Genomic DNA, 12,329 nt, shown 5'->3' with positions numbered 1-12,329 from the left:
GGATACCTGTGAGAAAATGGCTGTTTGTCATCATGCTGCTGGCCATGGCGGCACTCTATTCACGGCAGGCGATAGCCGAACGCAAGGAGAACCACAAGGATTACGCCTCGTCGTCCCTTGCGGAGTGCAGCAGTTGCCATAAAGGTGAAGGGGTTGCCCCCAACCACGATTCAGACTGGGTGCGGGGACACCGGCTCGTGGCCCAGAAAGCGGAGAAAAACTGCGCCGATTGCCACGATCAGGCGTTCTGTCTCGATTGCCACACCGGCGGCGGCATCGACGCCTCGCCGTCGACCCAGAACTTCCGGCGCGACTACAAGCCGAAGAGCCACCGCAGCGATTTCATCGAGATCCACCCGATCAAGGCGATGGATAACCCGCAGAGCTGCACCCGCTGCCACTCGGAGCAGAAATTCTGCATCGAGTGCCACGAGCGGTTCCGGCCGAACGATCTCCAGTTCCAGTCCCACCGCCGCCAGTTCAGCAATATTCAGCTCTCAAACGTCGGCCCCAAGCACGAGACATTCTCGCCGTCCCAGTGCCAAAGCTGCCATCCGGGAGGCATGCTTCCGACCCATAACTGGTCTGCTGACCATGCGGTGGAAGCGCGCCGGAATCTGCAGGCCTGCCAGACGTGCCACAGCGAGGGCGACGTCTGCCTGAAGTGCCACAGTGCCCGTACCGGCCTCAAGGTAAGTCCCCACCCGCGCAACTGGGATTCGGTCAAGGGGAACTATCGCGACAAGAGCAACGGCAGAAGCTGTGTCAAGTGCCATGACCATTTCTAGCACCAGCGAAAGGAGAGTAGCGTATGCACGGTAACACAGTACGGAAACTGCTGCTGGGCGTGTGCCTCCTTGCCGCGGCCACCATGCTGCACGGCTGCGGCAGCAGCAAGAAAGAAGGCGCCGCGGTGGGGACCGCCCAGGCGACGCCGACCGGGAACCTGCAGGCAAGCGTCCAGAGTGTGAACACCAGCGGTCTGCCGGTGGTCACCTTTACCCTTTTTGACGAAAGCGGGAATCCGCTCGATCCGACCTCCCTTCCCGCCAACAGCGTCCGCTTCACCATTGCGCAGCTCGGCGCCGACGGCTACTACAAGAACTACATCCCCACCGCCGCGCCGACGCAGCCTGGGTACGACTCCGGCGGAACCTTTGCCACCGTGAGCCCCGGAATCTACACCTACACCTTCAAGACCGACATCAAGGACCCGACCAAGACCCTGGGGGGGGTGGCGTTCGATCCGACGCTGACCCACACCGTTGCCGCCCAGATCACCCGGACGGTGACCTCGGTGAGCGGAACCGCGTTCCAACAGGCGGCCAACCCCTATCTGAACTTCCGTCCCGATGGCGCCGCAATAACCGCCACCCGGGAGGTCGTCTCCATTTCGGCCTGCAACGAATGTCACGGCAGCCTCGGTCTCCACGGCGGCGGCCGGCGCGAGATCGCCCTCTGCATCGTCTGCCACTATCCAGGAGTGACCGATCCGCAAACCGGTAACTCCGTCGACATGAAGCTGCTGATCCACAAGATCCACATGGGTGGCAAGCTCCCGAGCGTGGGCCAGGGGGTCGGCTACGCGATCATCGGTTTCGGCAACTCCTTCAACAGCTACTCCACGGTCGGCTATCCGTTCATCTCCGGGGACACCCGGATCACCGGCACGCCGATCGAATGCACCAAGTGCCACAAGCAGGGGAAGGACCTGGTTGGCCGCACCTTCGGCAATGACGTGGACAAGTGGAAGGGTGCCCCGAAGATCGCCAACTGCACCACCTGCCACGACACCACCACCTTCGACGGGAGCGCCACCCTCTCGGTGAACAACCCGCGGCTGGGCGATGCCGCCCCCAACCCTGTCACCATCACCGCCGCTCCCCACTCCGGCGGCATCACGACCGATGCCGCCTGCTCCGGCTGCCACCCCGCAACCCAGGGGAACGATCAGTATACCCTGTCGGTCATCGGCGCCCATACCATACTGGAGAAGTCTCCCGCCTACTTTACCGGCATCAACTTCCAGATCCTCAATGTCACCAACGCCACCGCCGGCAACGCGCCGTCGGTCACCTTCAAGGTCACCAAGGATGACGGCAGCGCTATTACTCCTGCAGCCCCGTCGAGCTTTAGCCTCAAGTTCGGCTACTTCACCCAGCTCGACTACCTGAACAACGGTCTCGTCAACTACGGGCAGCCCCTCAGCCAGGCCACGACCGCCGCCACGGCCAACGGCGACGGCAGCTACACCATCGCCTTTGCCACTCCGATTCCCGCGGCCCTCACGGCGGGGGTGGGAGTGATCGGCCTCGAAGGGCGCATCCCCTACACGACACCGAAGGGGACCTTCAACGTCGGCGGCACCGCGGTCCAGTGGTACTTCAACCTCGCGGACGGCTCCCGGATCGCCGACCCGTCCCTCCAGCGCCGGAAGGTGGTCGCCCTCGAGAAGTGCAACGCCTGCCACACCCGCCTGTCGCTCCACGGGGCCAACCGGGTGAACAGCATCGAGGAGTGCGTCATCTGCCACAACCCCAACGCCACCGATAAGACGAGACGGGTCTCGGCACCGTTCCTCGACGGCCTGGCCGAGCGGACCGTCAACTTCAAGGATATGATCCACTCGATCCACACCGGCAGAGACCTCAATGTCAAGCCGTACGTCGTTTACGGCTTCGGCAATGTCCCCAACGTCTTCTCGCATGTCCGCTATCCGAACGACCGGCGCAACTGCATCGCCTGTCACCTTGAAGGGACCTTCGGACTGCCGCTGCCGGCCAACGCCGTCGGCACCACCACAGCCACCGGGGCGATCGCCAACGATAGCAGCGACGATACCAAGATCAGGCCGATCACCGCGGCATGCACCTCGTGCCACGACGGCGCCACCACCGCGACCCACATCTCCGACAAGGTGGTCAACGGTGCCGAAACCTGCGTCCAGTGCCATCGCACCGGACTGCTCCTCGGACCGGACTTCGCCCATACTCCTGTCCGATAGGGCTCTGCTGCCACACAACACGAACAGCCCCGGAGCGATCCGGGGCTGTTTGCCGTGCTGCGCCGGTTTCGTTGTCTGAGACCGCTCCCCCTGAACAAACCCGTCACCTTGGATTGCCTGACGCTGTCGGAGGAGAATCATGGGCAGGCCACCACGATTTACCCTTTCAGGTTCCGAACTCACCCCCGAAGAAGCGTTCTGGAACCGCCGCACCTTCCTCAAGGCCCTCGGTTTCGCCGGCCTCAACGCCTGGCCGTTTCTGAACGCCTGTACCAACTTCGCCGAGGAACGACGGGAGCTCGGCGGGACCCTCGTGAACCTGAAGACGCTGCCGGCGCGGCCGAATCTGCGGTACACCCTCGACCGCCCCCTCACCGGCCGGGTGGAGGCGGCGAAATACAACAACTTCTATGAGTTCACCTCCGGCAAGAGCGTCTGGAAATCGGTGGACCGGTTCCTCACCCGGCCGTGGCAGGTGGCGGTGACCGGCATGGTGAGAAAGCCGCGGGTTTTTGATGTCGACGAACTGATCCGCACCATGCCGCTGGAGGAGCGGAGCTACCGTCACCGCTGCGTGGAGGCGTGGGCCATGGCGGTCCCCTGGACCGGCTTCCCCCTGGCGGAGCTGGTGCGGCGGGCGGAGCCCCTGGCCGGCGCCACCCACGTCCGGTTCCTCTCGTTTCTCCGCAAGGATCAGGCGCCGAATCAGGGGGGGCTCTTCTCGACGGACCTCTGGCCCTACCACGAGGGGCTGACGCTGGCCGAGGCGACCAACGAACTGGCGTTTCTCGCCGTGGGGGTCTACGGCAGGGAGCTCCCGAAGCAGCACGGCGCGCCGATCCGTCTCGTCACCCCGTGGAAATACGGCTTCAAGGGGATCAAGTCCATCGTCGAGATCAGTTTCACCGACCACCAGCCCCCCACCTTCTGGAGCAGTCTCGGGCCGGAGGAGTACGGCTTCTGGGCCAACGTGAACCCGGAGGTGGACCACCCCCGCTGGTCCCAGAAGAACGAACGGATGCTCGGCACCGACGAGCGCCGGCCCACGGTGATCTTCAACGGCTACGGCGAGTACGTCGCCCATCTCTACCGGCCGCCGCGGCGGGAGTATTTTTACTGACCATTCCCGTCCTCAGCCCATTGCCCTGAGCCCGTTTTATCTGGTAAGATTCCCCGATTCATCTCACCGTCCAGGGAGCAGAGCGTGCGCCATACAGACAGACAGTCCGACAGCAGCCTGAGCCCAGCCCTCGCGTCCGATCCCCGCTTCACCGCGGTGGAGCGAACCCTCAAGCAGTACCAGTACCGCCCGGATGCCTTGATCGAGGTGCTGCACGTGGCCCAGGAGGCCTTCGGCTACCTGAGCGACGAGCTGATGGACCATGTGGCCCGGCAGCTCAAGGTTCCCCTGAGCCGGGTCTACGGAGTGGCCACGTTTTACCATTTCTTCTCCCTGGAGCCCCAGGGTGAGCATTCCTGCGTCGTCTGCACCGGCACCGCCTGCTACGTGAAACGTTCCGGCGAGATCGTGAAACGGCTCGAAGGGGAGTTCGGCGTGAAGGCGGGAAACACCACCGCCGACGGGAAGCTGACCCTCTCCACCGTCCGCTGCCTTGGCAGCTGCGGCCTGGCGCCGGTGGTGGTCCTCGACGGCGAGATCGCCGGCCGCAACACCCCCGACTCGGCCGCCGCCGCCGCACACCACCTCGTTGCGGAGGGGAAGCCGGAGAAAAAGCCGGTGGCCGAACGCCCCCGCCGCCGGGGGAGACGGGGAGGGACGCCGTGATCCCGTCCGATCTGAGAGCCATGGCGGAACAGGAGCGGGAGCGCCAGGAGGGGTTCCGGTGCCGGATCATGGTCTGTGCCGGCACTCCCTGCCTTTCCGCCGGCGCGGACGTGGTGCTGGAGACGCTTCGCCAGGGGATCGCGGAAGGGGGGCTCGACGCGGAGATCGAATCGGTCGCCACCGGCTGCATGGGGCCCTGCAGCCGCGGCCCCCTCGTCAAGGTCCGCTCCCGGGGGAAAGAGATCGTCTACGAACGGGTCACCTCCGAGTCTGCCCGGCAGATCCTCTTCTCCGTCGTCAAGGGGCGGCGCCCGCCGACGGTTTCTCCCCTCCCCCCCGACCTTCCGTTCCTCGCCCGCCAGGAGCGGGTGGTCCTCGCCAACAGCGGCTCCGTCAACCCCGAGCGGATCGAGGAGTACGTGGCGGCCGGCGGCTACGAGGCGCTCTCCCACGCCCTCCATGAAATGACCCCCGACGACGTCTGCCGCGAGGTTTCACTCTCCGGCCTGCGGGGGCGGGGGGGGGCCGGCTATCCGACCGGCGTCAAGTGGAGCCTGGCGCGCAAGGCCCCCGGCGAGCGGAAGTACGTGGTGGCCAACGGGGACGAGGGGGACCCCGGCGCCTACATGGACCGCTCCATCATGGAGTCGGACCCCCACCGGGTCCTGGAGGGGATGGCGCTGGCCGGCTACGCCATCGGCGCCGAGCAGGGATTCATCTACGTCCGGGGGGAGTACCACCTGGCGGGACGGCGGCTGGAAGGGGCGATCCGCGATGCCGAGCGCAAGGGGCTCCTCGGGAGCCGCGTCCTCGGCAGCAACTTCAACTTCCGCATCGACATCCGCACCGGTGCCGGCGCCTTCGTCTGCGGCGAGGAGACCTCCCTCATGGCCTCCATCATGGGGAAGCGGGGGCAGCCGTGGCACCGCCCCCCCTATCCGGCCCAGAAGGGGCTCTGGGGGAACCCGACCCTCATCAACAACGTGGAGACCTTTGCCGCCGTCCCCGCCGTCGTCGGCCGCGGGGCCGAATGGTTCGCCGCCATCGGAACCCCGAAGAGCCGGGGGACCAAGGTCTACGCCCTCTGCGGCCAGGTGGAGATCGCCGGCCTCATCGAAGTCCCCATGGGGACCACCCTGCGGGAGGTGGTCTACGAGATCGGGGGTGGCATCCCGTCGGGGAAGCGGTTCAAGGCGGCCCAGTCAGGGGGGCCTTCGGGGGGATGCATCCCGGCCTCGTACCTCGATACCCCCCTTGACTACGAGAGCATGGAGCGGATCGGCACCATCATGGGGTCGGGGGGATTGATCATCATGGACGAAACGAGCTGCATGCCCGACGTGGCCTCGTTCTTCCTCGATTTCTGCCGGGACGAGAGTTGCGGCAAGTGCGCCCCGTGCCGGGTCGGGACGGTGGAGATGCACCGGCTGCTGCGGCGGATCACCAGCGGCACCGCCACCATGGATGACTTGGTGAAGCTGGAGGAGCTCTGTGAGCTGGTCGGCACCACGAGCCTCTGCGGCCTCGGCATGACCGCCCCCAACCCGGTGCTGAGCACCCTGCGCTACTTCCGCGACGAGTACGTGGACCACATCCGCCAGCGCCGCTGCACCGCCGGGGTCTGCACCATAGCCGAGAACCCGGCCCCCGGCGCCGAGGGAGAGGCGCTGCTGCACGCCATGGGCGTTCCCGGGGAGGTGGAGTGATGCCGGTCATCACACTGACGATCAACGACGAGCTGGTGAGCGGCCGCCGTGGGGAATCGCTCCTGGAGGTGGTGCGCGAACACGGCATAACGCTCCCCACCCTCTGCCACATGGAGGGGCTCAGCGAGCGGGGGGGGTGCCGGCTCTGCATCGTGGAGGTGGAGGGGAGCCCCCGCCCGGTCCCCGCCTGCACCACCATGGCCCGCGAGGGGATGCTGGTCCGGACCCACACCACGCGCCTCATCCGCTACCGCCGGATGATCGTGGAGCTGCTCCTGGCCGAACGCAACCACTACTGCGCGGTCTGCGTCTCCGTGGGGCACTGCGAACTCCAGAACGTCGCCGCCGCCCTGGGGGTGGACCACGTCCGCTACGAATACCTCTCGCCACGGGTCACCATGGACCTCTCCCACGAGCGCTTCGGCATGGACCACAACCGCTGCATCCTCTGCACCCGCTGCGTGCGGGTCTGCGACGAGGTGGAAGGGGTCCGGACCTGGGACATCGCCCACCGGGGGGTGCGCAGCCGCATCATGGCCGACCTGAATTACCCCTGGGGAGAGAGCGAGACCTGCACGAGCTGCGGCAAGTGCGTCCAGGTCTGCCCCACCGGCGCCCTCTTCACCAAGGGAGCGGCGGTGGGGGAGATGGTGAAGGACCCCGGAATGCTGCGGCGGGTGCTGGAAGGGCGCGACCGGAAGGAATGGGAAGGATGAGGCGATGAGCGGAGGGAAAAACGGAAAGATCAGGTTCGCCACGGTCTGGCTCGGCGGCTGCTCCGGCTGCCACATGAGCTTCCTCGACCTGGACGAGCGGCTCGTGGAACTCGCCGAGGCGGCGGAGCTGGTTTTCAGCCCCTTTGTCGACACCAAGGAGTTTCCGGAGGATGTCGACGTGACCCTGGTGGAAGGGGCGGTCACCAACCGCGCCAACCTTGCCATGGCGGAGCGGGTGCGGGAGCGGAGCGGCCGGGTGGTGAGCCTCGGCGACTGCGCCGTCACCGGCAATGTCACGAGCATGCGCAACCTGCTGCCGACCAGCGCGATTCTCGCGCCGTTTCGCTCTGCCGACGGGCGCGCCGGCTCGGCGTTTCTCGATTACACGAGCGTCCCGGAGCTCCTCCCCCGGGCCCTGCCGCTCCACCAGGTGATCCCGGTGGATGGCTACGTCCCCGGCTGCCCCCCCGACGCCGACCGGATCTGGGAGGCGGTCCGAGCGCTGCTGCGCGGCGAGCCGGTGGCCCTTGCCGAGTCGATGCGCACCTTCGGATAGGAGAACCGCTGATTCCGTGAGGCCGGGGAGTCCGATGGAGCGAATGTGCCCTGTTTCGTCGCCAAACCGGACGAATGGAGCGTCAGCGGTCGATCATGTTCGAACCCGTCAGGGTGAGTTGATCGGCCGTAGCGGAATGAGTCCTGGAGAGGCAGAAACAGGGCACTCTGAGCGGAAGCGGCCTCCCCGGCCTCACGAATTCAAGAAAGAGTAGAGCTTATGTCCCGCACCATCACCATCGACCCCGTGACCCGCATCGAGGGTCACGCCACCATCACCATCCGGCTCGACGACGCCGGGGAGGTGGCCGACGCCCGGTTCCACGTTGCCGAGTTCCGCGGCTTCGAGCAGTTCTGCGTCGGCCGGAGCATCTGGGAGATGCCCGGCATCACCGCCCGCATCTGCGGCATCTGTCCGGTGAGCCATTCCATCTCCGCCGCCCGGGCTGGCGACGCCATCCTCGGGGTGAGCCCCCCTCCCGCCGCCGTGCTGCTGCGGCGGATCGCCAACCTGGCCTCCCTCATCCAGAGCCATGCCCTGAGCTTCTTCCACCTCTCCGCCGCCGATCTCCTGATGGGGATGGCCGCGGAGCCGTCCCGCCGAAACCTCATGGGGCTCCTGGCGGACCGTCCCGAGGTGGCCCGCGGCGGGATCAGGCTGCGCCAGATCGGCCAGCGGATCGTGAGCCTGGTGGCGGGGCAGAGCGTCCACCCCTCCTGGGCGGTCCCCGGCGGGGTCCGTGAGCCGCTCCCGCCCTCCCACCGGGAGCAGATAGCCGCTCTTCTCCCCGACGGCCTTGCCATCGTCCGCGCCGCCCTCGGGCTGCTGGAAGAGATCTACGACCGCCACGGCTCCGAGATCAGCGCCTTCGGCGACTTCCCCTCCCTCTTCGCCGGTCTCGTCTCCGAGGTGGAGGGGGAACTGGAGTACTACGACGGGGTGCTCCGTTTCGTCGACGCCGGCGGCACGGTGGTGGAGGAGATCCCCCCCGAGCAGTACGACCTTGCCATTGCCGAGCGGGCCGAGCCGTGGAGCTACATGCTCTTCCCCTACTACCGGAGCCGGGGGGGGGAGGCGGACGGCGGGATGTTCCGCGTGGGCCCCCTGGCGCGCCTCAATATCTGCGACTCCGCCGGTACTCCCGAGGCGGAACGCGAGCTGGTCCGCTTCCGCGATCTGCGGGGGAGAGGCCGGACCGTCACCGGCAGCTTCCACTACCACCATGCGCGGCTCATCGAGATCCTCCACGCCCTGGAGCGGATCGGGGAGATGCTCGACGACCCGGAGCTCCTGGACCTCCACGTCCGCAGCGACGCCGGCATCAACCAGCAGGCCGGAGTCGGCTTCTGCGAGGCCCCCCGTGGCATCCTTTTCCACGACTACGAGGTGGATGCCGACGGCATCGTCCGGCGGTTGAACCTCCTCATCGCCACCGGCCAGAACAACCTGGCCATGAACCGCACCATCCTCCAGATCGCGGGGACCTTCATCAAGGGGGGGAAATTCAGCGAGGGGATCCTGAATCGGATCGAGCACGGCATCCGCGCCTACGACCCGTGCCTCTCCTGCGCCACCCACGCCTATGGCCGGATGCCGCTGCGGCTCTTCCTCCTGGGGCCGGACGGGACGCTGCTCGACGAGGCGGCCCGCCAGTGAGGGGGGGCGCGGTCACCCCTCACCCGGCCCTCAGCCACCCTCTCCCCGGGGGAGAGGGTAAAATTTCTCCCCTCGCCCCGAGGGAGAGGGGCGGGGGTGAGGGGTACGGGCGATCTGGTGACCGTCCAATGGACCTGCCATGGTGCTGCTGATCGGATACGGGAACGTCCTGCGGCGCGACGACGGGGCCGGGGTGGCGCTGGTCCGGGCGGTGGCTGGCGGGGCGGGGGATGGGGTCAGGGTGATCGAGGTGCCGCAGCTTTTCCCCGAGCTGGCGGAGGAGCTTGCCGCTCCCGGCCTGACCGGTGCGATCTTCTGCGATGCCCGGCCGGGCACCGCGCCGGATGGGGAGCCGGTCCGCCTGGGCCGGGTTTCGCCGGCCGTGGGGGGGAGCTCTCTTGGGCATCACGGTTCGCCCGAAGAGATCCTGGCAATTGCCGGCGCGCTCTACGGCGCGGCTCCCCCGGCATGGATCGTGACCGTGGCGGGATACGACTTCGGCCACGGGGAGGGGTTCAGTGCCGCGGTGCGTGACGCCCTTGCCACCGCGGAAGAGATGGTGCGGGCACTGATCGCCACGGAGTGCCGTCCGGGGCGCCCTATCCCTCCAGCACCACCGGCATCCGCTCCACCAGCCTGATCTCCTCCGGCGTCACCAGCGCCCGGTAGGCGAGGGGCTCCACGCCGCTGGCCGCCGCCTGGCGCAGGAGCCGGCCGTACTCCGGGTCGATGGCATCTGCCGGCGCCACCGCGCTGCCGTCCCCCCGCTGCACCACGAAGAAGATCACCCCCCGGTCTCCCTGCCTCACCACCTCCATCAACTCCCGCAGGTGCTTCTGGCCCCGCTCCGTGACGGAATCGGGGAAGAGCGCCCTCCCTCCCTCCACAAGGGTCACATTTTTCACTTCCACCCAGCAGCGCCCCTGCTCCCCCTCCAGCAGGAGATCGATGCGGCTGCGGGTGCCGTAGGGGACCTCGGGGCGAATCGTCCCGTACCCCTGCAGTTCCGCGATGGTGCCGTTTTCGATCGCTTCCCGCACGAGGCGGTTGGGAAGCCCGGTGTTGATGCCGGCCCAGAACCCGTCGCTCCGGACCAGTTCCCAGGTGTAGGCGAGCTTGCGGGCGGGGTTGTCGCTGCGGGAGAGGTAGACCGGGCTGCCGGGGGCGTTGCACCCCTTCATGCTTCCGGAGTTGGGGCAGTGGGCGGTGACGATCGTGCCGTCGTCGAGCTGCACGTCGGCAAGGAACCGCTGGTAGCGGCGGATGAGGGTGCCGGGATAGAGTTGGGCAGGGAGTTTCATGGTTCGCTTGAATGGTGCCGGGGAGTGGCTATCGGGGGACGCTTGAACGGGGGGCTGCTGGCGCAGCCCCCCGGAGAAATGCCTGATGCGGGAAGGACGGTTACTTCATGTCCTTCATGTCCTGCATCTCTTTTTTCCCTTCTTCCTTCATCTGCTCGGCCTTCTCCTTCTTCTGCTTCACCTTGCTCTTGACCTTCTGGTGCTTCTCCTTGGCCTGGGCCTTCTTCTTCTCGGCCTTATCCTTCACCTCGGCTTCCTTGTCCGCAACCTTCTTTTCCTTCTCCGCAACCTTCTCTTTAGCGGCCTTCTCCTTCTTCTGGACCTTTTCCTTTGCCTGGTCCTCTTTCTTCTGGAGCTCGGCGGAAGGAGAGGGGACGGTGACGGTGTAGTCGGCGGCGGCAGCGATGCCGGCGAAGGCGCCGAGGGTGAGGCAGGCGGTCATGGCTACGAGGGTCTTTTTCATGCGGTTTCTCCTTGGGATTGGTCTGTGTGCCCGTGGGGGGCCAACGGCAAGGATATAATGTCGGTGCCGAAAGTCAAGCATTGCCCGCAGGCAACCGGTTTTCGGGACACCGCTCACTGGCGGGAGAGGAGGTGCTGCCCCACCCAGTTCTTGGAGAACTGGAAGGCGGTCCGGCCGCAGCGCTTGGTCTTGTCGTGGGACCATTTGATGGCGTCCTGCTCCAGCTCCTTCGTCCAGGGGATCTCCACCCTGCGGTTGCGGGCCTCGCGCTCGACGCAGAGGCGCACCGCTTCGATGTAGCGGTCCTGGGTGAAGACGTGGAACGGGATCCAGAGGCCGAACCGGTCGGAAAGCGATACCTTCTCCTCCGTCGCCTCGCTCTGCTGGAGCTCGCCGTTGACGTACTTCCCCCCCAGCTTGTCGGTCTCATACTCGGGGAGGAGGTGGCGGCGGTTGGAGGTGACGTAGATCAGGACGTTCTCGGGGGCCGAGTAGACCGAGCCGTCGAGGGCGCTCTTGAGCATCTTGTACCCCAGCTCCCCCACCTCGAAGGTGAGGTCGTCGCAGAGGAGGATGAAGCGGTACGGCTCGTTTTCTACCGCGGCGAAGATCTCGGAGAGGTAGATGAGGTCTTCCTTCTCCACCTGGATCACCCGGAGTCCCTCGGCGGCGTATTCGTTGAGGAGCGCCTTCACCAGTGATGACTTGCCGGTCCCCCGCGATCCCCAGAGGAGGGCGTTGTTGGCCGGCAGCCCCTTCAGGAACTGGCGGGTATTGTTGACCATGATCTCCTTCTGCCGTTCCACCCCCAGCAGTTCGTCGAGCGTGGTGCCGTCGGTCACTCTGACCGGTTCGAGAAAGCCGGAAAAGGAGTGGCGGCGCCAGTTGGCGGCGGAGCATGAGGCCCAGTCGATCGGCTTGACCGCCCGGGGGAGGAGCATTTCGACGGAGCCGAGCACGCGCTCGAGCTGGGCAACGACTTCGGGTTTCAGGTTGATCATGGTTCTCTCTTTCGCGGATTGGATAGGTGCGGCTAATTGCCCGGAACATAAGCGATAAAACGCGGGTTGTCCTGTATACGTTATCCCTTTGTTTCCTGTCAAGCCAAAAGACCCCGGGCGCACGGCACAAAAAAATCCCC

The 12,329-nt window shown here is 66.4% G+C and carries 12 protein-coding genes; 9 read left to right on the top strand and 3 right to left on the bottom strand.

Features of this window, described 5'->3' with window-relative positions; all coding sequences use genetic code 11:
- Nucleotides 1–8: 8 nt before the first annotated feature.
- The 9 genes from GPICK_RS12440 to GPICK_RS12400 all read left to right on the top strand — a co-directional run bounded on the left by GPICK_RS12440 (nucleotide 9) and on the right by GPICK_RS12400 (nucleotide 10,064).
- Complete coding sequence (locus GPICK_RS12440) at nucleotides 9–788, top strand: cytochrome c (protein WP_039743693.1); 780 nt, start codon at nucleotides 9–11, stop codon at nucleotides 786–788.
- Between the two features lie 23 nt (nucleotides 789–811).
- A complete protein-coding gene (locus tag GPICK_RS12435) occupies nucleotides 812–3,004 on the top strand; it encodes an OmcA/MtrC family decaheme c-type cytochrome (RefSeq protein ID WP_039743690.1) in 2,193 nt (730 codons plus the stop codon).
- A gap of 139 nt (nucleotides 3,005–3,143) precedes the next feature.
- Nucleotides 3,144–4,124 carry a protein-methionine-sulfoxide reductase catalytic subunit MsrP gene (msrP, locus tag GPICK_RS12430; protein WP_039743684.1) on the top strand — a complete coding sequence of 327 codons (981 nt, stop codon included), beginning with the start codon at nucleotides 3,144–3,146 and terminating at the stop codon, nucleotides 4,122–4,124.
- 84 nt (nucleotides 4,125–4,208) lie between these two features.
- Nucleotides 4,209–4,790 (top strand): bidirectional hydrogenase complex protein HoxE, encoded by a 582-nt coding sequence (hoxE, locus tag GPICK_RS12425; RefSeq protein ID WP_052263423.1) that lies wholly within the window; start codon nucleotides 4,209–4,211, stop codon nucleotides 4,788–4,790.
- Complete coding sequence (locus GPICK_RS12420; RefSeq protein WP_039743682.1) at nucleotides 4,787–6,496, top strand: NuoF family protein; 1,710 nt, start codon at nucleotides 4,787–4,789, stop codon at nucleotides 6,494–6,496. Before hoxE ends, GPICK_RS12420 begins: the two co-directional genes overlap by 4 nt.
- Entirely contained in the window at nucleotides 6,496–7,212 is a 717-nt protein-coding gene (gene hoxU / locus GPICK_RS12415; RefSeq protein ID WP_039743677.1) for a bidirectional hydrogenase complex protein HoxU, read from the top strand. The genes GPICK_RS12420 and hoxU overlap by 1 nt, the downstream gene beginning before the upstream one ends.
- Before the next feature lie 4 nt (nucleotides 7,213–7,216).
- Nucleotides 7,217–7,768 (top strand): NADH-quinone oxidoreductase subunit B family protein, encoded by a 552-nt coding sequence (locus tag GPICK_RS12410; protein WP_039743674.1) that lies wholly within the window; start codon nucleotides 7,217–7,219, stop codon nucleotides 7,766–7,768.
- Nucleotides 7,769–7,987: 219 nt separating this feature from the next.
- Nucleotides 7,988–9,424, top strand: coding sequence for a Ni/Fe hydrogenase subunit alpha (locus GPICK_RS12405; RefSeq protein ID WP_039743671.1), 1,437 nt, complete (start codon nucleotides 7,988–7,990; stop codon nucleotides 9,422–9,424).
- Between the two features lie 139 nt (nucleotides 9,425–9,563).
- Complete coding sequence (locus GPICK_RS12400; protein WP_084201434.1) at nucleotides 9,564–10,064, top strand: hydrogenase maturation protease; 501 nt, start codon at nucleotides 9,564–9,566, stop codon at nucleotides 10,062–10,064.
- On the opposite strand, the gene sfsA is transcribed toward GPICK_RS12400, so the two are convergent.
- From sfsA to GPICK_RS12385, 3 genes are all read right to left on the bottom strand, one after another.
- Nucleotides 10,024–10,725 (bottom strand): DNA/RNA nuclease SfsA, encoded by a 702-nt coding sequence (sfsA, locus tag GPICK_RS12395; RefSeq protein ID WP_039743669.1) that lies wholly within the window; start codon nucleotides 10,723–10,725, stop codon nucleotides 10,024–10,026. The genes GPICK_RS12400 and sfsA overlap by 41 nt on opposite strands.
- Nucleotides 10,726–10,825: 100 nt before the next feature.
- Entirely contained in the window at nucleotides 10,826–11,188 is a 363-nt protein-coding gene (locus GPICK_RS12390; RefSeq protein ID WP_039743665.1) for a hypothetical protein, read from the bottom strand.
- A 113-nt stretch (nucleotides 11,189–11,301) separates the two neighbouring features.
- Nucleotides 11,302–12,189: an ATP-binding protein gene (locus GPICK_RS12385; RefSeq protein WP_039743662.1), complete on the bottom strand. Its 888-nt coding sequence runs from the start codon at nucleotides 12,187–12,189 to the stop codon at nucleotides 11,302–11,304.
- Nucleotides 12,190–12,329 lie beyond the last annotated feature (140 nt).

The organism is Geobacter pickeringii (assembly GCF_000817955.1).
Taxonomy (GTDB): domain Bacteria; phylum Desulfobacterota; class Desulfuromonadia; order Geobacterales; family Geobacteraceae; genus Geobacter; species Geobacter pickeringii.
Note: the sequence above shows the minus strand (reverse complement) of the source record. Positions and strands in the feature narration are given on the sequence as shown.

Bases quoted from the DNA above. Each gene is read 5' to 3' on its own strand.
- GPICK_RS12435 (WP_039743690.1), top strand. From the start codon at position 812: ATGCACGGTAACACAGTACGGAAACTGCTGCTGGGCGTGTGCCTCCTT.
- msrP (WP_039743684.1), top strand. From the start codon at position 3,144: ATGGGCAGGCCACCACGATTTACCCTTTCAGGTTCCGAACTCACCCCC.
- hoxU (WP_039743677.1), top strand. From the start codon at position 6,496: ATGCCGGTCATCACACTGACGATCAACGACGAGCTGGTGAGCGGCCGC.
- GPICK_RS12410 (WP_039743674.1), top strand. From the start codon at position 7,217: ATGAGCGGAGGGAAAAACGGAAAGATCAGGTTCGCCACGGTCTGGCTC.
- GPICK_RS12405 (WP_039743671.1), top strand. From the start codon at position 7,988: ATGTCCCGCACCATCACCATCGACCCCGTGACCCGCATCGAGGGTCAC.
- GPICK_RS12400 (WP_084201434.1), top strand. From the start codon at position 9,564: ATGGTGCTGCTGATCGGATACGGGAACGTCCTGCGGCGCGACGACGGG.
- sfsA (WP_039743669.1), bottom strand. From the start codon at position 10,725: ATGAAACTCCCTGCCCAACTCTATCCCGGCACCCTCATCCGCCGCTAC.
- GPICK_RS12390 (WP_039743665.1), bottom strand. From the start codon at position 11,188: ATGAAAAAGACCCTCGTAGCCATGACCGCCTGCCTCACCCTCGGCGCC.
- GPICK_RS12385 (WP_039743662.1), bottom strand. From the start codon at position 12,189: ATGATCAACCTGAAACCCGAAGTCGTTGCCCAGCTCGAGCGCGTGCTC.